The following is a 22,380-nucleotide window of genomic DNA, read 5'->3' on the forward strand; positions in this document are numbered from 1 at the left end:
AGCACACGCCACAGCGGCGAGCGCCGCACTGCGCTTGCTCCGCGACATCACCGCGGAGTCACCCGCCCCGCATCACGCTCCGCGCGCGCCAAATCCGGCATCCGGTCAATCGCAATACGCGCCAACTTTCGCTCATCCGCGTACGCCAAATGCTCAATCAACTCACTAATAGGCACCCAGGCCACCTCGGTGACCTCCGGGTCGTCGTTATTGAGCACCCCATCGACATAGCGCAACAAATTGTGGTGCACGGTCTTATGTATCCGCACCCCATCGGAGACAAACCAGTAGTCAATGACACCGAGCTCCTCAAACGGCTCCCCGTAAATTCCCGTTTCCTCCCATACTTCACGCCGGGAGGTATCCCACTGATTCTCCCCGGGCTCCACGTGCCCCTTCGGCATCGACCACAGAAGCCGCCCACGCCGATCAATGCGGCCAATCAGCGCCACATAAATCCGCGCCAGATTCACCGACCCGTTCTGACGCACCGCCTCCGCCATGCCGGACACAACGAGCCCACCCGCGCTTGTCTCATCCCGCGTCTCCATTGTGTGCTCAGGCGTGTACGTGCGCTTCGCACCGCTTGTCGACGAATTCGGCCGCCGATAATAATTCTTCCCCCCACGCTTCCCACCGCGTTGGTGTCCACGCTGGTTTCCGCGCTGGCCCCCACGTTGATGACTGCGCTGCGACGACCGTGACTTCGAAGTGTGCTTGCGGGTCTTGTGCTCCTGCTTGTCGGAGTCTTGTTTGCTAGAGCCCTGCTTGTTTGCACCCTGCCGATTACTGCCCTGCCTGTTTTGTGCATGGCCGGGTCCGCGGCGGCGCCGGCGACGCCTCCTTTGTCCTTGGCCTTGGGGCGGGGTGTTCTCAGTCATTGTGTCCGATCGTATCCGCCAGGCTCATATATAGGGAACTTGAGGCCTGTAAGGTAAGGCGGGTGAATACTCCGACGAATACGACTGATCCCGCCGGACTGTTTAATCTTCCGGAGAAGGGGGACTCCACCGCGTTTATTGGGTTGTTGGCGCGGGCACAGGGGGCCGTCGGAAAGCTTGATGCCTTGCTGGCTCCGCTGGCGCGTGCTTTTCATGCGCGCGGTGAGTCGCTCTACCTGGTGGGCGGGCCGGTGCGTGATGCGATGCTGGGGCGGCTGGGCCATGACCTGGACTTCACCACATCCGCGCGCCCGGAGGTCATCCGCGAGATCCTCGATGAGTGGGGTGAGACGGTCTGGGACACGGGCATTGAATTTGGCACCGTGTCCGCGTCGAAGAATGGCCAGCAAGTGGAGATCACCACTTTCCGGGCCGACCTTTATGACGGCGTGACGCGCAACCCCGAAGTCACCTTCGGCGACACTGTCGAGGGCGACCTTGTCCGCCGTGATTTCCGCGTGAATGCGATGGCGATTGAGTTGGCGTCTGGTTCTTCTGACTCTTCGAGCTCTGAATCAGAGCTCGAACTCGAACTCGAATTGGACTTCCACGACCCCTGCGACGGCTTGAAAGACCTGCTCAACCACGTGCTGGACACCCCGCAGGAACCGGAAGTGAGCTTCCGCGATGACCCCCTGCGGATGCTGCGCGCGGCGCGGTTTGTCTCACAGCTCGGCTTCACGGTGAGCCCGCGCGTGAAGCAGGCGATGACGGACATGGCGGATGAGATAGGCCGCATCACTGTCGAACGCGTGCAAGCGGAGTTGGACAAACTCATGCTAGGTATCCAGCCGTGGGAAGGCATTGACCTGCTGGTGGAAACCGGCCTGGCCGATCATGTTCTGCCGGAGATCCCCGCGCTGAAACTGGAGCGCGATGAGCACATGCAGCACAAGGACGTCTACGCCCATTCGCTGACCGTCCTGCGTCAGGCAACGGAGCTTGAGGACCCGGAGGAGGGCCCTGACCTGGTGCTGCGCTGGGCGGCTCTGCTCCATGACATTGGCAAACCTGACACGCGCGAGCTCCAGGACGGTGGCCGGGTGTCCTTCCACCACCACGAAGTTGTGGGAGCCAAGCTGGCCCGCAGACGCATGCGCAAGCTGAAATACCCCAAGCATGTCATCGCGGATGTCAGCCAGCTGGTCTATCTGCACATGCGTTTCTACGGTTTCGGCGAAGGCCAGTGGACTGATTCCGCTGTGCGCCGCTACGTCACCGATGCCGGCGAACTTCTCCCCCGCCTGAACAAACTCGTGCGCGCCGACTGCACCACGCGCAACCCGAAAAAGGCAGCGCGTTTACGCCGCAGCTACGACGACCTTGAGGAACGCATCGCGGACCTTTCTGCCAAGGAGGACCTTGCCCGAGTCCGGCCTGACCTGGACGGCAACGAGATCATGCAGATCCTGGGTCTCGAGCCCAGCCCCGAGGTGGGCAAAGCCTGGAAGTACATGAAGGAACTCCGCCTGGAGCGCGGCGAGCTCGACCACGACGAGGCCGTCGCTGAGCTCAAGGCCTGGTGGGAGGTCAACCATGCCTGAGTTTTTCTACGCCGACCGCCTCTTCACCGCGCTTGAGCGCGAAGAGCCCGCCCCCGGCATGCTTATGCTCGCCGCGCCGGGCATGCTTAGCGACGAGTTCGCGCGCACCGTCGTCCTCATCATCGAACACAACCTGGAACACACCCTTGGCGTTGTGCTCAACCGCCGCAGTGAAGTCGCCGTGGCCAATGCGCTGCCGGAATGGCTCGACTACGTGGCTAAACCGCAGGCGCTGTACCTCGGCGGACCGGTCAGCCCCCAGGCCGCCATCGGTGTTGGTGTGACCACCGCCGGCACTGTTCTTGAGGATCACCCGGAGTTCACCCGCTTGGCCAACCGCCTCGTCCACGTGGACCTTTGCACCGACCCTGCCATGCTTGACGGCCTGCTCGAAGGCGTGCGCATCTTCGCCGGTTACGCCGAATGGGTGCCTGGCCAGCTCAATGAGGAGGTTGAGCGCGGCGACTGGTACATCGCCCCCGCCCTGCCCTCCGATGTCATCGCGCCTGCCGGCACCGACCTTTACAGCGACATCATGCGCCGCCAGCCCATGCCTCTGCCGTTGTTCTCTACGTTCCCGGCGGATATTGATGACAACTAACTCTCAGATCCGCTCTGAAATCCGCGGTGGCATCCGGGACACCTGGCTCGTCGGCCTGGGCCTCATCCCTCTTGGCTTGGCGTTTGGCCTGGTCATGGTGCAAGCCGGCTTCGCGTGGTGGTGGACACCAATCTTCTCCATCATCATCTACGCCGGTTCGATGGAATTCCTCGCCGTTCAACTTGTCACCACCGGGGTCGGCCCCCTGTCCGCCGCCATCACCGGTTTCATGGTCAACTTCCGCCACATTTTCTATGGCCTCACCTTCCCGCGCCACCTCATTTCCTCACCGCTCGGCCGCGCGTACAGCACCTATGCGCTTACCGACGAGTCCTACGCCATCACCTCCTCCCGCCCCCCAACCGCACCCAATTCTGGTGCCCGTGTGCTGACCATTCAGATCCTGTGCCAGCTGATGTGGGTGCTGCCCGGCATCGTGGGGGCGTTGTTGGGGGCCGCGATTCCGTCCTCAGTCATTGGCGTCGATTACGCACTGACCGCACTCTTCATTGTTCTGGCCTACGAGGCTTTCCGCGCGAACCCGGATTTCTCCCTGCCACTGACCGCCACTGTGATTGCTGCGCTTCTCGCCGTGCTTGCTCCCAGCTGGCTCCTCATGGCCGGGTTGAGCGCCTACTTCCTCGTGCTTATCCTCCGTTATGCCCGGCCCGGCGTCGATCGCGCTTTAGAGCTCCGTGCCTCGCGTCTTTCATCGGGTGGTGAAAAGTAGTGGGGGTTTTTGGTCTGCCTAAAGGCGTCACCTTATCCATGGTCGCCGCGGTACTTATACCCGTGGCCATCATCACCGTTTTGCTGCGCGCCCTCCCTTTCTCCTTCCTCCGCCTCCTCAAAGGCAGCCCGTTCATCGACTTCCTCGGCGCCACCATGCCCGTCGGCGTGATGACCGTCCTGGTCGTCTACACCTTCTCCACCATCGCCCACAACGCTTCCATCCCCCACGGCCTTCCCGCCGCTCTCATCGCCGGCGCCCTGACGCTTGCCCTCCACGCCTGGAAGCGCCGCGCCGGCCTTTCCATCCTCGCCGGCACCGCGGCGTACATGGTGTTGGTCAACCTGGTGTTCTAGTGGGCGTTTTAGCTCATGTTCTAATGCCCAGGTAGTTTTGTTGCCAAATTGAAGTTTTGGCATGCTTTTTGGGAACTCGCTTTCCAGAGCTCTTTGCCAGCGTTAATCTGCAGTTGCTGTCCCACGTACTGCTTTTCCTATTCAAGGAGCTCCCATGAAGCGCCGTTTCGTTGCTGGTGGCCTCGCAGCCATCACTGCACTATCTCTGTCCGTGGCCAATGACGAAATGTTCAAGTACAAGATCGGCACCACCTTCGATACTCTTCTCGCCTCCGGCATCGCTGCCATGCTCCTTGCTATTCTTGGTGGTGTTGGGTTTCAGCAGGACAAGATCAAGGTCTCGTTCTAAAAACTCTGGGACTTTTTGTCCTGGGCGCTATCTCTACGTCCGCACTGCGTACTCGACTAACACCATCACTTGAACCCTCATTCAAAGGAGATCCCCATGAAGCGTCGTTTCATCGCTGCCGGCCTTGCTGCCGCTACTGCCCTGTCCCTGTCCGTCGCCCCCGCCTACGCTATCGAACTCCCAATGACCTCCTCCTACGAGTCCAGCAGCAAGAGGATCGACAAGCGCCTGCAAGACGCTGATAAGTCAGGCGATAAGAAGGAGCTTCGTCGTGCTATTAGCAGCGCCTCAGCCTTTGAAAAGTTCATGAAGCCTTTTACGGAAAACGACATGAACAACTCGTACAAGATCGGCACCACCTTCGACATCTTGCTCGGCACAGGCATTGCAGCTGCCATCCTCGCCCTTCTCGGTGGCGCCGCGCAGCAGCAGGGCCTGATCAAGCTCCCGTTCTAAAAACCCCGGGACTTTTTGCCCTGAACTAACCCCGACCATTTCTCCATGCTCGAACTGAGTGCGGAGAGGGTGGTTGGGGTTTTGGGTTTTTGGGGGGGCGTCGATAAGCAAATGGCTCCTTGAGCTGCGGTGAACTTTTCATGAATGCGCTGCTTGAATGGTGGATCGGTCCTAAGCTGTGCGTGCTTGAAACTAGCTTAAGGAGTACCGATGAAGTCCCGTTTTGTTGCTGTCGCGTTGGCTGCATGTGTGCTTGTCGGGGTGGCGGCGCCGGCGCATGCGGAGGCGGGCCACCCTGTTGACCAGCGCAGTTCCGTGAAGTCGGTTCTTGAGCTCAGCTCACCTTCGCACAGCTCGCAGCACTGGTCTTTTGCCACGGATGAACAGCTTAAAGAAAAGTGGGATGCGGCGGTGCGCGTGGGCTTCTTCACCCCCGTGATTGAGCAGATCTATGGCCTTGAGATCAGCGACGTCACTTGGCAGGAGCGTCAGGCGGCGAATGAGGGCAAATTTGAGGCGAACCCGATTCCCAATCAGGTGCTTGGCAGTTCGCTCAAGTGGGACGCGGCGCGCGGGCAACAGCTGGGTACGGCGCTGAACTGGTGGATCGGTATTGGTGTTGCCGCCACTGTTCTGACTGCCGGTGTGACGGCGTTTTTTGGTGGTGCTTTTGATTAGGTGCAGGGCTTTAACGCTGCTTTAGCTCCCTTTTTCGACGGATTTTCACCCGCGCTGACCTTGGTGTTGTGGATAAGTGTTCGAAAATAGGGCCCATCTAGCGCTTCAAGGCACGGGGCGTGTCGCACCCATGTGAAAGTATGTTCGCATGTGCTCAAGGTGAGCGCATGGCAATGACGTCACGTGGGGAAAGGGGGCGACATGAGTGCACCGGTAAAAACGCCGAGTTTTGCCACGGAGAACCCGTCCGATCCGGTCGCGCGAGCGCATTGGGCACTCCGTAAAGCCGAGTATGAGCTGTTCAAAGAGTATGCCGAAGGCGACCGTGAGTTGGTAGACAGCCGCGACTTCGACCAGGAGTACGCGCGGTTATCCAAGTCCACTGGCATGCCAAAGTGGCAGGTAGACCATGCTGTCATGGCCTACATGGCCCTGCGAGAGCTACCTCGCTTGCGGGAGTTACAGCGGGAATATCAGCGCTTAGATCTGCCGCGCCTGAAGGCCGTGAGCGACGCGATGGACAGCTTCGGGGAGAACGCATCGCCCGAGGTCTACGCCGCGGTGGATGAGGTGCTGGTGGAGATCTTCACACCACACCGGCACAACGCCGCGCTGCCGACGGTGAGCACCATCAAAAGGAGAATCAACAAGCTCATCGCGGACTTCGACAACGCGGCGGCGTTCTGCCCCGAGAACCGCAAGGAACGCGAGGAGCGCCCCAAAGAGATACCGCCGGGCTCATGTGAAGTCACCTTTCACAATGGCCGCGTGGGCGCTCATGCCAGCGGGATGACCGTGATGGGCGACATTGCCACGATGGCGATGACAAGGGCGGCTATTGACGCGACTGCGCGCGCCCACGCCCTCACCCTCGAAGACACGGTGCTCAAGCTTCTCACCGGCGAGATCACCCCGTCAGGCAACGCCACCGTGAGCGTCTACGCCCCGAAAGGCCCTGATGGATCGGTGGATCTGACTAAGTCCGTGTTCTTCCCCGGCTTCGGCTGGACTAACGCGGTGGGCACGGAGAAATTCCACTCGCTGGCCGGGCTGAACGGGTTTGAGACCAAAAACCCCGCCACTTTTGTGGACTTGGAATCCACCGCCACGCACACCGTCAACGGCCACGATGCACCGGAGAAGGTCAAAGAATTCGTGCGTATGCGCGACGGCCACTGCATCTTCCCCGGCTGCACTGTCCCAGCCCGACGGTGCCAGCTCGACCACCGCATCGCCTACGAAGAAGGTGGGCCCACCACCGCCTCAAACCTGTACTGCCTCTGCCAAAAACACCATAACGTAAAAACCGATAAAAGGGCCTTCTACCTGCCCGATCCCTTCACCGGCGACATCGTGTGGCTCTTCGCGGACGGCACCTACGCCATCACCAAACCCGCTGGCTTCCTCCGCGACCAGGTCACACCAACAGCACCGCGCTGGGTCTCTACGCTCAGTCAAGTTCGCAGCCACAAGCAAAAAGTCGCCCACTTTTACGCAAAAGCACACACGCTTATCGACGGCTACGAGGCCGGCACCCCCTACCCCACCACCATCGAAGCGCTGGAGAAACTCGAACAAGAATACGGGCTCAAGTTCCCCTTCGCGCCTGAACCGCCAGCTCAGGAGCCAGATCCGGACTACGAGCCACCGCCGGAGGACGACGAGGTTGAGGAGGAGGTGGGTGCCTAGGTGCCTAAAGCTCCGGGAACTTCGCGCGGGCCTCCGCCCAGAGTCCCTCAAAGTGGTCCGCGGTGACGTGTTCAGCCTCGATGCCTTCGAACTGGTCGTAGGTGTCCGGGTGCGGGACGGTGTCGAGGGGGCGGTTGGCATTGCCGATGACGCGGCCCGCGATAAACGCCCCCGTAATGGCGTGGTCCGGGGTGAGCTCAATCATGCGCACCATGCGACACTCGTGGGGGTTGAGCTCAACGAGTTCGGCGATGTTGACTACGGAGCCAGCGCCCGGGATCGTCAGTGTCGTGCGGACAAAAAGTGGCGGGGTTTTTGGTTCAGGCTGTGGGTCAGACACCGCTTCCCTACTCCTGCTCGCCGGCGATGACATTCCCGCCGTCCTGGGTGACGGGGGCGGGTGTCATGCCGGACTGGGAGGGGCCGTCCACAACCTCGCCGGTGGCGATGTCGAAGACGGAGCCGTGGGACGGACAACGCACCGTGTTGCCCTTGACCTGGGTGATTGGGCTGCCCTGGTGCGGGCACGTGGTGGAATACGCCACAAAGTTGCCCTCAGTTGGCTGGGCGATGATGAATTTCCCCACGATGACGGCACTGCCCACCGCCACCTGGGTTGCAGCGACCTCAGCTGGAGCGGGCTTGCCACAGGCGGCGAGGAAAGCGCCGGCAAAAGTGGTGGCGGTGCCGAGGATGAACATGCGACGGGAGCAGACGGGGCCGGAAGGGTTCTGGGCTGCTGAGTTCTGAGCTGTCATGGTTTCAGGGTAGCGCGCTTCATGGCGGTGACGTAGGAAGTAAGTTCGGTTTTCAGGGCGTCCATGTCGCGGATGGTGCCCGGGTTGGGGTGGGTGTAGTCCACGTGAGCATCGATGATCTTCGCGATGGCGGAGCCCGTGATGGCGCCGGACGCGCCAGCGGCGATAGCGTCGGCAACGTGCTGCGGGGTGGAGATGCCGAAGCCGAGGAGGACGGGCGGGCCGCCGTAGGAGGTGATGTTGGAAACGACGTCCGAAAGCCCTGTCGTCTGCGACTCGTGCTCGGTGCCGGTCACGCCGTCGCGGGAAATGGCGTAGATGTAGCCACGGGAATGGGCGGCAACGCCTTCGAGGACCTCCGGTCGTGCCTGAGCAGGGGCGATGAACACTGGGTCGATGCCAACGGCAGTGGCGGCCTCAACGAAGGGGGCGCCTTCCCGCACGGGCGCATCGGGGACGAGGACGGCGTCAGCACCAGCCTCGTGGAGTTCAGTGTAGAACTTCTCCAACCCGCGGACATACGGCACGTTGGCGTAGACGAGCATGCCGATCGGGGTGTCCGGGTGGCGGCGGCGTATCTCACGGATCTGGTCCAGGCAGGAGTCCACGGTGGCGCCGCCGTCGAGGGCACGGAGGTGTGCTTTCTGGATGGTGGGGCCGTCCGCCACGGGGTCGGAGAAAGGAACGCCGAGTTCGAGGGCGTCTGCGCCAGCGTCGATAAGCGTAGAGATGATCTCCACCGCATCGTCGGCGGATGGATCCCCGAGCATGACGAATGGGACAAAAGCCCCCTCGTTTTTTGCTTCGAGAGCTTCAAACAGCGCGGTGAAACGGGACATTAGTTGGTTCCCTTCTCTTCGTCAGTGACTACGTACTCCGGGTGCTTCTCCAGGGTCTTTCGGACGTGAGCAATGTCCTTATCTCCGCGACCCGAAAGGGACACGAGGATGGTGGTTGGGGTCTGGGACTCCTTGGCTTCGTCTGCGCGCTGCAGCGCGTAGGCTAGAGCGTGGGAGGACTCAAGCGCGGGGATGATCCCTTCGTGGCGGGACAGATTCTGGAAGGCGCGCAGGGCTTCGGCATCGGTGACGGGCACGTATTTCGCGCGACCGGTCTTAGCCAGGTGGGCGTGCTGCGGGCCGACGGCCGGGTAGTCCAGGCCCGCGGAAATGGAATAGGACTCCTCCACCTGGCCGTCTGGATCACGCATGAGGTAGGACTTGGTGCCGTGCAAAATTCCCATGGTCCCTGCGTAAATAGCAGCGCCATGCTGGCCGGAGTTAACGCCGTGGCCGCCGGGCTCAGCGCCGACGAGCGCCACGGATTCGTCCTCGATGAAGTCAGCGAACATGCCGATGGCGTTGGAGCCACCACCGATGCAGGCAACAACGACGTCCGGCAGCGCACCGGTCTGCTCCAGCATCTGGGCCTTCGCCTCAACGGAAATGACCTTGTGGAACTCGCGCACCATCGTGGGGAATGGGTGCGGGCCGGCGGCAGTGCCGAGGAGGTAGTGGGAATTGTGGAAGGTGGCGGTCCAGTCACGCAGCGCCTCATTCACCGCGTCCTTGAGGGTGCCGGAACCGGAATCCACGCCGACGACCTCAGCGCCCATGAGGCGCATGCGGTACACGTTGGGGGCCTGGCGCTCCATGTCCTTGGCGCCCATGTAGATCACGCAGTCCAGGTCCATGAGTGCGCACGCCAGGGCGGTGGCGGTGCCATGCTGACCAGCGCCTGTCTCCGCGATGATGCGGGTCTTGCCCATCTTCTTGGCCAGAAGTGCCTGACCAATCACCTGGTTGGTCTTATGGGCGCCACCATGCACGAGGTCCTCGCGCTTTAGGAAGATCCGGGCGTAATCGTTACCGCGCGTGAGGTTCTTCGCCTCCCACAGTGGAGTCGGTCGGCCTAGGTAATCGCGGAGGAGACGGCGGTATTCGGCCATGAACTCCGGGTCGTTCCAGGCATCTACAAAAGCCTGTTCTAGTTGGTCAAGAGCCGGAAGCAGTGACTCCGCAACGAACTGTCCGCCAAACTCCCCGAAGTATGCGGGAAGGATGGTTCGGCCGCCGTTGCGCGAGTCCGTGGAGCGCGAGTCAGTGGAGTCAGTCATGTGGTTCCTTTTAGTAGTGAAAGCTTCGGATCCGCTCAAACACGGCGCGCAGCGCGCCCGCGTCTTTCTGGCCAGCCCACTCCCCTGCTTCGGCGGGGTATTCCACGCCGGAGTTGAGGTCAACGCCGAGGCAGCCGACAGACAGCGCGGCGTCGAGGTTGTCGGCGCCGATGCCGCCGGCCAGGAGGCTTTGGTTTCGGACTTCGTCGGGGATGGTGCTCCAATCGAATTTAGAGCCGGAGCCACCGTCCTTCGCATCGAGCACAAGCTTATCGACGTTCCCCGCCAGCCCCTGCGCAACCGCCGCCCCATCGGGGTGCGACATAGACACGGCGCGCCAGATCTCAGGGGCGGGGCTGGCCTCGGGAAGGGTGGCTAGGTCGGTGCGGATGGCGCGAATAAGCTCGTGCTCTTTGGCGAGACTCCCCTGGTACGGAGCGTGAATCTGTACGGCGTGGATGGGGCCGTCGATGTTGGAAATGAGGTCGGCCCAGCCTTCGGTGCGGCGACTGACGGCGACATAGTGGAGACCGGGTTCGTGCGCCATGATGTTCTGCGATGTTTCACGTGAAACATTGCGAGGGCTGGCGTCCTCGAAGATGAGACCACCGTAGACGGCGCCAGCGGCGCGAGCCGCTTGGGCGGCGGACCAGGAGGTGAGGCCGCAGACTTTGTTGGGGCCGTAGACGAGCATGCGGGCGGCCCAGTCGATGTCTGGGGTTCCGGTGAGTTGGGAGCCGACGAGGAAGCCGTCGGAGTGGCCTCCGAGGCGGCGGACAGTTTCCACATCGCTGATCCCGGACTCGGAGACGATGAGGGAGCCTTCGGGGGCAAGGGGCGCAAGGCGTGCGGATCGGTCTAGATCAATGGACAGGTCGTGCAGATTGCGGTGGTTGACTCCGAAGATCCTGGCGCCGAGTTTGGTGGCGCGGGCTGCTTCTTCCTCATCGATGACTTCGGTGAGGACGTCAAGGCCAAGGCGGTCGGCTTCGGAGTGGAGGCGGGTATAGGTAACGTCATCAAGCACGCTCAGCATGAGCAAGATGGCGTCGGCGCCGAAGTAGCGCGCGGCGTGGATTTGGCATTCGTCGATAATGAAGTCCTTGCACAGCACCGGGAGGTGTGTGGTGGAGGCGACGGTGGCCAAGTGGTCGTAGTCTCCCCCGAAGCGGTCCGGCTCGCAGAGAACGGAGATGCCGGCGGCGTAGCGGGAGTAGATGGACGCGATGGCGCCGGGCTCGTAGTGCTCGCGGATCATGCCGAGTGACGGCGAGGAGGACTTGCACTCCATGATGAAGCGTGTGCCGGGGCGTGCGAGCGAATCGTAGAGGGAACGCTCGGAGCGTGGCAGGGTCAGCGGGTCCACGTGGGAGATGCGGGCGCGAATTTCGTCAAGGTGACGAAATCGGCCTTGGACAATACCCTCCAAAACCGTTGACAGGCCCCCAGAATGGCGCACAACGGATTTACCCTGGTCAGAGGGGGTAAATTCAGAGGGGTTAAGATTAGGCGCCATAATTCGCTCCCTCGTGCTTGGCCAACCATTCGCGGACGGTGCCGTTGGTGATCAGCTCGGTGGCCTTGGTGACACCCTCGGCCATCGTGTCCGCCATGCCGTAGAGGTAGAACATCACGCCGGCGGTGGCGGCGACGGCATCGCGGTGGGCGTCCGGGCCGGTGCCGTCGAAAATAGCGCGGATGGCTGCGGCGTTCTCCTCGCCATCGCCACCTTCCAACTCCGCGAGGGTGTAGGTGGGCAGGCCGAGGTCTTCCGGGGTGATGGTGTAGTGCTCGATGTTGCCCTCACGGTCCAGCTCCCATACTTCGGTGGGGCCGTGAACGGCGACTTCGTCGGTGCCTGCGCCGTGAACGATAAGGGCGCGGCCACGGCCAAGTTCACGCATGGTCTCGGCAATGGTCTGGCCAAGAGCAGGGTTGGCAATACCCATGATCTGGTACTCAGGACGGCCAGGGGCGAGCAGCGGGCCAAGGGTGTTGAACAGGGTGGACACGCCCAGGGACTTACGCACCGGCTGCACGTGGGCGATCGCCGGGTTGTAGGCGGGGGCGAAAAGGAAGGTGAAGTTGGATGCCTCGAACTGTCGGACAGCACGCTCTGGGTCCAGGTCGAGCGGAATGTTCAGGGCTTCCAACACGTCAGCGGAGCCGGACTTGGAAGAGACGGAACGGTTACCGCACTTGATCATCTTCACTCCCCCAGCGGCAGCGACGAGGGAGGCGGCGGTGGTGATGTTGATGGTGTTCTTGCCGTCACCACCCGTGCCGGCGGTGTCCATGAGGCCCTCACCAGTGATGGGGAACGGACGGCCAGCGGCCAGGAAGGCCTTGGCGGCACCGGCGATATCGGCGAAGGTTTCACCGCGGGTGCGCACGGTGGCAAGGAGGGCAGCGATGTGCACATCGTCATAATCACCCACGGTGAGCGGGGTGAACGCCTCGATTGCCTCTTCCAGCGAGGGGTTCTTGTTATCCAGAAAACGACGGAAAATTTCGAGGGACTTTTCACTAGCCATTGTTGCTCACCTTAACTTTCTTCTCTAATAATTCCTTCACACACCGCTCCAGCAGCACGGGCCCAGCCGGGGTGAGGATGGACTCGGGGTGGAACTGGAGGCCGATGGACATGCCATCGGTAGTCTGCGCGGCCATGACCACATCGCCGACTTTGGTCTCGGTGCGGGCAAGTACCTCGATGCCGGCGGGGACATCGACAGTGCCCAGGGAGTGATAGCGGGCGACGGGCACGAGGCGTCCCGGGGTGTCACCGTGTTCGGGGCCACTGTCGATGGTCAGGCCGGTGAAGAGGGGGCTGGCCACGCCGGCGTCGCTAAGCGTCATTGCCTCACTGACACCATGGACCGGGCCGCAGGGGCTGACATTGCCATCGAAGTGCTCGATGAGAGCCTGGTAGCCAAGGCAAATGCCGAGGATGGGAATACGGCCTTGAGCTGCGCGGATGAGGTCCATCATGCAGCCGGCGTCCGCCGGGTAGCCGGGGCCGGGCGAGAGAATGATCACGTCGGGTTCGGCGGCGAGCACCTGGTCAACGGAGACGGTATTGCGGAACACGGTGAACTCGATGGCGGGCTCGGTGATCGTCGCGAGGGCGTCCACGAGGTTGTACACAAAGGAATCTTGGTTATCCAGCAGGACAACGCGGGCGGGCGAGTTCATCGGATCACCTCCACGGTCTTGGCCTGCGCCATCGCAATGGCATTAAGCACAGCGTAGGCCTTGTGCAGGGTTTCATCAGCTTCGGCCTGCGGATTGGAGTCACGGACAACACCGGCGCCGGCCTGCACGGTGGCCACCCCGCCGCGGACGTAAGCGGAGCGGATGACAATGCAGGTGTCGAATTCGCCGTTGCCGCGCAGGTACCCCACTGCCCCACCGTAGGAACCGCGGCGGGTGCCTTCGAGTTCGCGGATGAGTTCGGTGGCGCGCAGCTTCGGGGCGCCGGTCAGCGTGCCCATGTTCATGGAGGCGCGGTAGGCGTCGAGGGCATCCAAGTCGTCCGCAAGCGTTGCGGTCACGCGGGAGACTAGGTGCATGACGCGGGAGTAGCGGTCCACCTGCAGCAGCTCACGCACCTGGCGGGTGCCGGGGCGAGCTACGCGGGCCATGTCATTGCGGGCCAGGTCAACGAGCATGGTGTGCTCGGCGATCTCCTTGGCGTCGGTCCGCAGTTCCAACTCCATGCGCGTATCCAGTTCATGTGTTGCACCACGCGGGCGGGTACCGGCGATGGGATACAGCTGCACTTCGCGGGTCGCGGCGGAGAACTTCAGGTTGGACTCTGGGGACGCACCGAAGAGCTCGTACGGCTCCCCCGCTCGATCGAGCCCGCGCACGTAAAACATGTACGGCGACGGGTTGGAATCACGCAGCTGCTGGTAGGCGGCAAAAGCATCCGGGCACTCGGTCGTGAACGCTCGCGCCGGGACGACCTGATAAATATCGCCGTTATAAATGTTGTCTTTCAGCTTGTCCACATCGCGGCGGAACTCATCATCCGCCAAGCTCGCCTCCACGCGCAACGTGCCCTCGCCCTGCGGGGTTGCGGGCGTGGGGGTGTGTGCGGTGCGGATCAGCTCAGCAAGTTCAAGCATTCGCTTATCGACGTCCCCCGTCCCCCAATCAACCCCCGACAACCTCGCCGTCGACGCACGGTGATCGATGGTGAGCACGATTTCGGCGAGGATGAACTGGAAATCCGGGTAGGTGTTCGTGCTTTCGGCAACGTCTGGCAATTCCTCGAACGTGGCCAGGTAGTCGAACGCGAAACCGCCGACGACCATGGGGAGGATGTCCTCGGAGTCGGTGTAACCCGCATCGCGGGTGAGAGCGCGCAGCACCTCGACGGTGCTCGGGGCGGTGAGGCGCTCACGCTCATCCGCGACCATGGAGGGCGGGAAACTGAACGTGACCGGCTCACGCGAGACGAGGTAGTCGGCGAGCTGTTCCGTCAGACGCGCAATGATCTGCTCCCCCGCCCGGCTCAGCGGCTCCGCAACAACCTCGTGGCCATTACACGTCAAACGCACAGACGCGCCGAGCACGGCCACGGACTGCAAGCCGGATTTCGTAGTGATGTCCGCCGATTCCAGCAGCACCGTATCCGTGAGCGTTGTGCCCCGAAGGTGAGCGAACAACGCGGAGGCATCAGCGTGATACGCCACGTCCATGTGCTGAACACGGGGTTCAACGCTGTCGGAAGTTCTGTTCATGCCGTCAAGTTTAGGCCGGTGAGTAGGCATTTAATCCTGATCCGCCTCACGCGCTGCATTCCGGAGCGCATCCAGATTTACTGAGGTGGCCGGGGCATCGTCGGCGGGGGTGGTGGCAGTGTTTGTCCTGGCGTCGTCGATAAGCCTCGCAGCACGCGCACCCATGTTCCCGCCGAGCGCACATGCGACTACCGCAAGCACGGCGAGCAGAACAGGGGCCAGCCACAGCCAACCGGAAGCGATGAAGGAAAACGCCGCCCCAAACGCCAGCGCGGCACCCCCGAAGATCAAGTACGGACCCACAACGCGGTGTGCCTGCACCCAAATACCTTCATCCTTGCGCACCTCCGGCACGCGCAAACCAACAATGCTGTTGCCCGGCAGGCGACCCGCAGTGGCGAGCGCGCCGGGAACCAGCAAAGCAAGAGCACAAACGATGAAGATAATTCCGATGATGGCGCCAGCAGTCATGCCTGGAAGTCTACTGATAGGGCGACAGTTTCGTATTGCGGGGTTCCGTGTTGGACAATGCAGGAGTACATGTCAATTCCCGTACAAAGGTTTCAACTATGAACTCTAAGCCGATCACCCGGTCGCTGCTGTTCTGGATCGTCGTGGCGATAGTCCTCGGCATCGCATGCAGCTTCTTCTTCCCCACGTGGCTCGCCCGCATCTTCATCACCTTCAACGGTCTGTTCTCTAACTTCCTGGGCTTCTTCGTCCCGGTGCTCATCTTCGCGTTGATCACCCCGGCCATCGCCGGTCTGGGCAAGGGTGCCGGCAAGTGGCTCGGCCTCACCGCCGGTATCGCCTACGGCTCCACCATCATCTCCGGTCTCATCGCCTGGGGCCTGTCTGTGGCGCTGTACCCGTGGCTGCTGGGTGACCAGAAGCTCATCACGGCTGTGGATGACGTGGAGGAGGGCGCCCTGTCCCCCTTCTTCTCCGTGGAGATTGATCCGCCGTTCGCTGTCATGACTGCCCTGGTGCTCGCCTTCTGCGTGGGTATTGCTATGACCGCCGTGAAGTCCGACACGATGTACAAGTTGGCCACCGAGTTTGAGGGCGTGATTATGAAGGTGGTTACGTCCTTTGTTATCCCGCTGCTGCCGCTGTTTATCTTCGGCATGTTCCTCAACCTGGGTATGAACGACAACATGGGCGCCACCCTCACCGCCTTTGGCAAGGTGCTAGTCCTGGCCGTCATCATGACTATCCTGCTGCTCATCCTCCAGTACCTCATTGCCGGCGCCATCGCTGGCGTCAACCCGGTGACCGCCCTGCGCAACATGCTGCCGGCCTACTTCACCGCCCTGGGTACCTCGTCGTCTGCAGCAACCATCCCGGTGACCCTCAAGTCCACGCTGAATAACAAGGTGGATGAGAACGTCGCCGGCTTCGTCGTCCCGCTGTGCGCAACGATCCACCTGTCCGGCTCCATGATGAAGATCGGCCTCTACGCCTTCGCCGTCATCTACATGGCGGGCATGGACATCTCCTGGGGTCTCTCCCTCGGCTTCATCCTCCTGCTCGGCATCATGATGATCGCCGCGCCGGGTGTCCCCGGTGGCGCCATCATGGCGGCAACCGGTCTGCTCGCTTCTATGCTCGGCTTCAACGACGACATGGTCGCCCTCATGATCGCCGCCTACATCGTCATCGATTCCTTCGGCACCGCCGCCAACGTCACCGGCGACGGCGCGATTGCGCTTGTGGTCAACCGTTTCGCCGCCGGCAAGATGGAGCGCACCTCCACAGAGGATGCTGAGAAGCAGGAGCTTATCGACGAAAGCGCGTAGCTTCGTCTAACCCCTCTTGGCTTTAGCCAAAAACCGATGTTTCACGTGAAACATCGGTTTTTCTCTGTGCGCCTAGGATGGGGCGCATGGCTATGGGATCAACAAAGAAGTTCACCCTCGGCGCACTCAGCGTCGTCGCCCTCGCCGGGGCTGGCGGTGCCGGACTGACCTACGCTTTGACGGACGCGCCCGACCCGGCGCAGTTCGTTGTTGAGGTTGGCCAGGCACCCACCGTGACTATCGACGACCCCCAGGACGTTCTCTCCCCAGAGGACGAAGCCCGTATGCTTCGCGACGCCGAGCGTCTAGACCACCCCGCCGTGGTGAAGGAACTCCACTACCTCGTCTTCGCCACTAACCACGAGAATGTTCTCGACTCTGTGGAGGAGTACGTGCGTGACACCTACCCGGAGCTCATTGGCAATGCGTCTAACGACGATGACCGTTTCGCCGACGGCACCGCCATCATCGGCGTTGGCCTTGATCCCCGCCAAGCCTTCGCCTACTACGGCGATGACGTAGCCGCGCAGCTCCAGGTCGCTTACGGCCAGCGCGATGAAGAGGTGCTCGACGCCATGAAGCCCGGCGTCCGTGACGGCAACATCCCGGCCGGCCTCTTCGCAGCTGCCAAGACCGCTTTCGACGTTGAAGCCGCCGAGGAATATGGCTTCGACCAAGCAAAGGGTGACCGGGACGGCCTTGCTATTGGTGGCGGCATGGGTGCTGTTGGTGTTGGCACTTTCATCGTTGTTGGCACCGGCATCTCCCGGTGGAGCCGCCGCCGGAAACTAGAGCAAGCACATGAGGACTACAAGGCTGTGACAGGTGAGTACGCGGCGCTCTCTGGCCGCCTCGACGAAGTGGACATTCGCGCTAACTCACTCTCTTCCGCCTTCGCCGATGCGGAGATGCGCAAACAGTGGGCTGAGGTCCGCGATCGCTTCCTTGGCTACCACGAGACCGTCAGCGGTGCCGGCGGGATCGGCGACATTGACATGACCAATGACAAGCAGGTGCTGAAGAACAGCAAGAAGCTACGCGAGGCCGCTGAGTCCGTCGAGCATGTCTCCAATGCCGAGAACAACATCAACCGGATGTTCAACATCGACAACGGCGACGCCGCCACGCGCCGCACCAGCCTCACCGACCTGCGCGAGGATGTCATGGCCGCCCGCGTCGGCGTGAAGAATGACCGCTTGAGTTACGAGCTCGACCAGCTGCTAGAGCGCATCAACTGGCTCGATGCCAACCCGACGGCCCCGAACTTCATGGACGAATTCGTCCGTGTGCTTGGGGATTACCGGCTGCTCCTCGAGCAGGTGAAGAAGGAAGAGTTCTCCGACGTGAAGGAATACGAGCCACTCCGTCGCCCTGCCGTCTACGACCGCGATTACTACTACTACCCCGGTTACGTCACCTACGCATCCATGAGCAGCTGGCACGACAGCAACGTCCGCGCCCACGAACAGGCCCAGTCCTCCAGCATCAGACCGGGCGTTTCCTCCTCCGGCTTCAGCGCATCGGGTAGCTCCTCGTCGTTCTAGGGAGAGACATCTTTACCGCCGCTATCTACTACGCCAGCTTCTACGGCGCCACCAAGCAGTACGCCGATGAGCTCGCCACCCGCCTTGGCACCACCGCCGAGGAGATCACCGAGGGCAGCGCGTCTGCTATCCGCGCCACCGACGAACCCCTGATCATCCTCTCCCCCATTCACGGGCCATCCCATCCTGGCGTGAAGGTGGTGAAGGAGGTGGGTCCGGAGGGCGTCGAGAAGCGAAAAGTAGCTCTCGTGACAGTGGGCATGACTCTTGACCACGTGGTTGAGGCGCAGGACCCGGCTCGCGCGCTGCTCGGTGACCTGGCTGGGCATGTCAAGCGCTTCTACCTGCCCGGCCGGCTCAATTACTCCGAGCTGAGCCCCAAGCACCGCAACATCATGAAAGGCCTGATCACGATGTTGAAGCTGAAGCCCGGCAAGACCGAAAACGAGCGCATGATGATTGATACTTATGGCAAAGACACTGACCGCGTCGACCTGGACAGGCTCGACGCGATCGTGGAGTGGGTGAAAAAGTAGGGGTTTAGTCAACCGCACCCTGCGATGTTTCACGTGAAACATCGCTAGAGGCGTCCGGGCGCTGTGCTGGTGGGGGTGACCTATTACACTGGCTAACCATGACTAACGCGACTGGACCGGCGTACCGCTACACGGCGGGTATTGCTAATGAGATTGAGCAGAAGTGGCAGAAGTACTGGAACGACAACGGGACGTTTAATGCACCGAACCCGCTGGGCGATCTAGCTACGGGTGAGGGCGATCTGCCGGCTGACAAGCTCAATGTCCAGGACATGTTCCCCTACCCCTCCGGCGCGGGCCTGCACGTGGGTCATCCGCTGGGCTACATCGCGACGGATGTCTTCGCGCGCTACAACCGCATGTTGGGCAGGAACGTGTTGCACACGCTTGGCTACGACGCTTTCGGTCTGCCGGCAGAGCAGTACGCCATCCAGACGGGTACGCACCCGCGCACGACCACGATGGCGAATATTGAGAACATGACGCGTCAGCTGGACGCGCTGGGCCTGGGCCACGACCGTCGTCGCGCGGTGGCCACCACGGACCCGGAGTTTTACAAGTGGACGCAGTGGATCTTCCTGCAGATCTTCAACGCATGGTTCGACGAGGATCAACAAAAGGCACGCCCAATTACGGAGCTTATTAGCGAGCTTGAGGCAGGCACCCGCACCACCAAGGATGGCCGCGTGTACGCCGAGCTCGATGCGACGGAAAAGCAGAAGGCTATTGACGAATTCCGCCTCGTCTACCTCTCTGACTCCATGGTCAACTGGTGCCCGGGCTTGGGCACGGTGCTGGCGAACGAGGAGGTCACCGCTGATGGCCGTTCGGAGCGCGGCAACTACCCGGTCTTCCGCAAGCGTCTGCGTCAGTGGATGATGCGCATCACCGCCTACTCGGACAGGCTTCTCGACGACTTGGAGCTGCTCGACTGGCCCGACAAGGTCAAGGCAATGCAGCGCAACTGGATCGGCCGTTCCCGTGGTGCAGAGGTGACCTTCCGTGCCCAGGGCTCGGCAGGCCAGGAATTCGGGATCGACGTCTTCACCACCCGCCCCGACACCCTGTTTGGTGCCACCTACATGGTTCTCGCGCCGGAGCACGAGCTCGTGGACGAGTTGGTGGCTGGGGAGTATGAGGGGGACGTCGATAAGCAATGGACTTATGGTGAAGCAACGCCGAAGGATGCTGTGGCGGCGTACAAGCGCGCGATCGCGGCGAAGTCTGACGTGGAGCGTCAGGAGAATAAGGAAAAGACCGGTGTTTTCCTGGGCTCGTACGCCGTGAACCCGGTGAGTGGTGAGAAGGTGCCGGTGTTCATCGCGGATTACGTGCTCATGGGCTACGGCACGGGCGCGATTATGGCGGTGCCGGCGCACGATGAGCGTGACTACGAGTTCGCTACTGTCTTTGGTCTGCCGATCGTGCCGGTGCTTGACGGCGGCAACATCGAGGAAGAGGCCTTCACTGAGGACGGCCCGCACATCAACTCCGCGAATGACCGCGGCCTGGACATCAATGGTCTGGGCAAGGACGAAGGTATTGAGAAGGCTATTGCCTGGCTGGTCAGCGAAGGTGCTGGTGAGGAGCGTATTCAGTACAAGCTGCGCGACTGGCTGTTCGCGCGTCAGCGCTACTGGGGTGAGCCGTTCCCGATCGTGTACGACGATGACGGTGTGGCCCACGCGCTGCCTGAGTCGATGCTGCCGGTGGAGCTGCCGGATGTGGAGGACTACAACCCAGTCTCCTTCGATCCGGAGGATGCGGATTCGGAGCCCGCTCCCCCGCTGGCGAAGGCCACCGATTGGGTGAACGTGACGCTGGATCTCGGCGACGGTGAGAAGCAGTACACCCGCGATACCAACGTCATGCCGCAGTGGGCAGGTTCCTCCTGGTACCAGCTGCGCTACATCGATCCGACGAATGCGGAAAAGTTCTGTGACCTGGAGAATGAACGCTACTGGACCGGCCCGCAGCCGGACAAGCACGGCCCGAATGATCCGGGTGGTGTGGACCTCTACGTCGGTGGTGTGGAGCATGCCGTGCTGCACCTGCTGTACGCACGTTTCTGGCACAAGGTGCTCTTCGACCTCGGTCACGTCAGCTCCAAGGAGCCGTACCGCCGCCTGTACAACCAGGGTTACATTCAGGCGTACGCCTACACGGATACCCGTGGAGTGTACGTCCCGGCCGCTGACGTTGAGGAGAAGGACGGCAAGTTCTACTACAACGGCGAAGAGGTCAACCAGGAATACGGCAAGATGGGCAAGTCCCTGAAGAATGCCGTTGCTCCGGACGACATCGCACGCGACTTTGGTGCCGATACGCTGCGTGTTTATGAGATGTCCATGGGCCCCCTGAACACCTCTCGCCCGTGGGCAACCAAGGACGTTGTGGGTGCTCACCGTTTCCTCCAGCGCCTGTGGCGCCTGGTCGTGGATGAGGAGACCGGTGAGGTCACCGTCAGCGATGAGCCGCTGAGCGAAGAGGACGCCAAGCACCTTCACCGCACCATCGCCGGCGTCCGCGAGGACTACGGGCACCTGCGCGACAACACCGTTGTGGCCAAGCTCATCGAATTCGTGAACTACCTGACCAAGACTCGCGAGGCGACCGGCAATGTTTCACGTGAAACAGTGGAACCGCTCGTGCAGATGGTCTCCCCCGTCGCGCCGCATATCGCCGAGGAGCTGTGGGCACGCCTCGGCCATGAAGGCACGATCACGTTCGAGCCGTTCCCGACCTTCGACGAGAGCTTGCTTGTGGACGACACCGTGGAAATCCCCGTCCAGATCAACGGCAAGGTTCGCGCGCGTGTGGACGTGCCGACCGAGGCGTCCAAGGACGAGATTGAGCAGATCGCGCTTGCCGACGACCGCGTGGTCTCCCTCACTGAAGGCAAGAACGTGGTGAAGACCATCGTGGTGCCGGGCCGCATGGTCAACCTTGTGGTCAAGTAGCCGGAAAAGGGCGCCGATGTCGAAGCAGCGCACTGCCACGATTGGCGCCCTCGTGGGCTATTCGGGCGTGGTCATCGCCCTGACCATGCTCAAAGCCTTCTACCGCATTGGCTACCTGTGGGACCCCGCCAACCAAATGCGGCGAGGACTCTCCCCCGCCCCGTTCGATGACCTGATCAATGCCAGCTCATGGTTCGGGCCCGTCTTTGAGTATGGCGGGAATTTCGCATTCTTCGTGCCCGTGGGCATGCTGGCCTACATTCTTTTTCAGAGCACACCCCGCCCACTTCTTGCAACGACCCTGTTCGGAGCAGGTTTGAGCCTGGCTATCGAGACATCCCAATACATCTTCGCGCTTGGCTACAGCGACATCGATGACCTGCTGATGAACACCCTTGGTGCATTCGTTGGCGCTGTGCTGGCGCGGTTGTTTGGCCCGAAATTCCACTGGCTCTGGATCGGACTCGCTTCCCTAGCGACAATCATCTTCGTCGGGCTGGTTACCGGCGGCGAAAGCCTGGGAGATCCCAGCAAGGTGAAGCAGGTGTAGCAATGACACACTAAAAGCGACCACC

Annotated in this window: 23 protein-coding genes; 13 read left to right on the forward strand and 10 right to left on the reverse strand. The window is 61.8% G+C overall.

Annotated elements, in window-relative coordinates; all coding sequences use genetic code 11:
• Window positions 1–47: 47 nt before the first annotated feature.
• Window positions 48–881 carry an NUDIX hydrolase gene (locus tag F4V54_RS05240; protein WP_150386475.1) on the reverse strand — a complete coding sequence of 278 codons (834 nt, stop codon included), beginning with the start codon at window positions 879–881 and terminating at the stop codon, window positions 48–50.
• 98 nt (window positions 882–979) lie between these two features.
• Between F4V54_RS05240 and F4V54_RS05245 the strand changes: the two genes are divergently transcribed.
• The 8 genes from F4V54_RS05245 to F4V54_RS05280 all read left to right on the forward strand — a co-directional run bounded on the left by F4V54_RS05245 (window position 980) and on the right by F4V54_RS05280 (window position 7,344).
• A complete protein-coding gene (locus F4V54_RS05245; RefSeq protein WP_150386495.1) occupies window positions 980–2,485 on the forward strand; it encodes a CCA tRNA nucleotidyltransferase in 1,506 nt (501 codons plus the stop codon).
• Complete coding sequence (locus tag F4V54_RS05250) at window positions 2,478–3,086, forward strand: YqgE/AlgH family protein (RefSeq protein ID WP_150386476.1); 609 nt, start codon at window positions 2,478–2,480, stop codon at window positions 3,084–3,086. The genes F4V54_RS05245 and F4V54_RS05250 overlap by 8 nt, the downstream gene beginning before the upstream one ends.
• Entirely contained in the window at window positions 3,076–3,816 is a 741-nt protein-coding gene (locus tag F4V54_RS05255; protein ID WP_150386477.1) for an AzlC family ABC transporter permease, read from the forward strand. The genes F4V54_RS05250 and F4V54_RS05255 overlap by 11 nt, the downstream gene beginning before the upstream one ends.
• Before the next feature lie 38 nt (window positions 3,817–3,854).
• Window positions 3,855–4,172 (forward strand): branched-chain amino acid transporter permease, encoded by a 318-nt coding sequence (locus F4V54_RS05260; protein ID WP_150386496.1) that lies wholly within the window; start codon window positions 3,855–3,857, stop codon window positions 4,170–4,172.
• 154 nt (window positions 4,173–4,326) lie between these two features.
• A complete protein-coding gene (locus F4V54_RS05265) occupies window positions 4,327–4,521 on the forward strand; it encodes a hypothetical protein (protein WP_150386478.1) in 195 nt (64 codons plus the stop codon).
• Window positions 4,522–4,617: 96 nt separating this feature from the next.
• Window positions 4,618–4,977 carry a hypothetical protein gene (locus F4V54_RS05270; protein WP_150386479.1) on the forward strand — a complete coding sequence of 120 codons (360 nt, stop codon included), beginning with the start codon at window positions 4,618–4,620 and terminating at the stop codon, window positions 4,975–4,977.
• 210 nt (window positions 4,978–5,187) lie between these two features.
• The gene (locus F4V54_RS05275; RefSeq protein ID WP_150386480.1) at window positions 5,188–5,655 is read left to right on the forward strand and encodes a hypothetical protein; all 468 of its coding nucleotides are present in this window, start codon (window positions 5,188–5,190) and stop codon (window positions 5,653–5,655) included.
• Between the two features lie 201 nt (window positions 5,656–5,856).
• Window positions 5,857–7,344 carry an HNH endonuclease signature motif containing protein gene (locus F4V54_RS05280; RefSeq protein ID WP_150386481.1) on the forward strand — a complete coding sequence of 496 codons (1,488 nt, stop codon included), beginning with the start codon at window positions 5,857–5,859 and terminating at the stop codon, window positions 7,342–7,344.
• Window positions 7,345–7,348: 4 nt separating this feature from the next.
• Here the strand turns inward: F4V54_RS05280 and F4V54_RS05285 are convergent, their stop codons facing one another.
• From F4V54_RS05285 to F4V54_RS05325, 9 genes are read right to left on the reverse strand one after another with little or no spacing between them, the layout of a single operon-like run.
• A complete protein-coding gene (locus F4V54_RS05285; RefSeq protein ID WP_084576560.1) occupies window positions 7,349–7,684 on the reverse strand; it encodes a hypothetical protein in 336 nt (111 codons plus the stop codon).
• Between the two features lie 7 nt (window positions 7,685–7,691).
• A complete protein-coding gene (locus tag F4V54_RS05290) occupies window positions 7,692–8,045 on the reverse strand; it encodes a Rieske (2Fe-2S) protein (protein WP_150386497.1) in 354 nt (117 codons plus the stop codon).
• A 53-nt stretch (window positions 8,046–8,098) separates the two neighbouring features.
• On the reverse strand, window positions 8,099–8,941 hold the full coding sequence (gene trpA, locus F4V54_RS05295; RefSeq protein WP_150386482.1) for a tryptophan synthase subunit alpha: 843 nt from the start codon (window positions 8,939–8,941) through the stop codon (window positions 8,099–8,101).
• Window positions 8,941–10,218 carry a tryptophan synthase subunit beta gene (gene trpB / locus F4V54_RS05300; protein ID WP_150386483.1) on the reverse strand — a complete coding sequence of 426 codons (1,278 nt, stop codon included), beginning with the start codon at window positions 10,216–10,218 and terminating at the stop codon, window positions 8,941–8,943. Before trpB ends, trpA begins: the two co-directional genes overlap by 1 nt.
• A gap of 10 nt (window positions 10,219–10,228) precedes the next feature.
• The gene (trpCF, locus tag F4V54_RS05305; protein ID WP_150386484.1) at window positions 10,229–11,734 is read right to left on the reverse strand and encodes a bifunctional indole-3-glycerol-phosphate synthase TrpC/phosphoribosylanthranilate isomerase TrpF; all 1,506 of its coding nucleotides are present in this window, start codon (window positions 11,732–11,734) and stop codon (window positions 10,229–10,231) included.
• Window positions 11,724–12,752 (reverse strand): anthranilate phosphoribosyltransferase, encoded by a 1,029-nt coding sequence (trpD, locus tag F4V54_RS05310; RefSeq protein WP_150386485.1) that lies wholly within the window; start codon window positions 12,750–12,752, stop codon window positions 11,724–11,726. Before trpD ends, trpCF begins: the two co-directional genes overlap by 11 nt.
• The gene (locus tag F4V54_RS05315; protein ID WP_102723594.1) at window positions 12,745–13,413 is read right to left on the reverse strand and encodes an anthranilate synthase component II; all 669 of its coding nucleotides are present in this window, start codon (window positions 13,411–13,413) and stop codon (window positions 12,745–12,747) included. The genes trpD and F4V54_RS05315 overlap by 8 nt, the downstream gene beginning before the upstream one ends.
• Window positions 13,410–14,966, reverse strand: coding sequence for an anthranilate synthase component 1 (locus F4V54_RS05320; protein ID WP_150386486.1), 1,557 nt, complete (start codon window positions 14,964–14,966; stop codon window positions 13,410–13,412). The genes F4V54_RS05315 and F4V54_RS05320 overlap by 4 nt, the downstream gene beginning before the upstream one ends.
• A 30-nt stretch (window positions 14,967–14,996) precedes the next feature.
• Window positions 14,997–15,437 carry an SdpI family protein gene (locus F4V54_RS05325; protein WP_150386487.1) on the reverse strand — a complete coding sequence of 147 codons (441 nt, stop codon included), beginning with the start codon at window positions 15,435–15,437 and terminating at the stop codon, window positions 14,997–14,999.
• Window positions 15,438–15,535: 98 nt separating this feature from the next.
• Between F4V54_RS05325 and F4V54_RS05330 the strand changes: the two genes are divergently transcribed.
• From F4V54_RS05330 to F4V54_RS05350, 5 genes are all read left to right on the forward strand, one after another.
• Entirely contained in the window at window positions 15,536–16,765 is a 1,230-nt protein-coding gene (locus tag F4V54_RS05330) for a dicarboxylate/amino acid:cation symporter (RefSeq protein WP_150386488.1), read from the forward strand.
• Window positions 16,766–16,851: 86 nt separating this feature from the next.
• Window positions 16,852–18,309: a DUF5129 domain-containing protein gene (locus F4V54_RS05335; protein WP_249041233.1), complete on the forward strand. Its 1,458-nt coding sequence runs from the start codon at window positions 16,852–16,854 to the stop codon at window positions 18,307–18,309.
• A gap of 23 nt (window positions 18,310–18,332) precedes the next feature.
• Entirely contained in the window at window positions 18,333–18,845 is a 513-nt protein-coding gene (locus F4V54_RS05340; RefSeq protein WP_249041234.1) for a flavodoxin domain-containing protein, read from the forward strand.
• A 98-nt stretch (window positions 18,846–18,943) separates the two neighbouring features.
• Complete coding sequence (gene leuS / locus F4V54_RS05345) at window positions 18,944–21,805, forward strand: leucine--tRNA ligase (RefSeq protein ID WP_150386490.1); 2,862 nt, start codon at window positions 18,944–18,946, stop codon at window positions 21,803–21,805.
• A gap of 16 nt (window positions 21,806–21,821) precedes the next feature.
• A complete protein-coding gene (locus F4V54_RS05350; protein ID WP_150386491.1) occupies window positions 21,822–22,355 on the forward strand; it encodes a VanZ family protein in 534 nt (177 codons plus the stop codon).
• Window positions 22,356–22,380: the final 25 nt, after the last annotated feature.

The sequence above is a fragment of the Corynebacterium tuscaniense genome, assembly GCF_008693065.1.
Classification (GTDB): Bacteria; Actinomycetota; Actinomycetes; order Mycobacteriales; family Mycobacteriaceae; genus Corynebacterium; species Corynebacterium tuscaniense.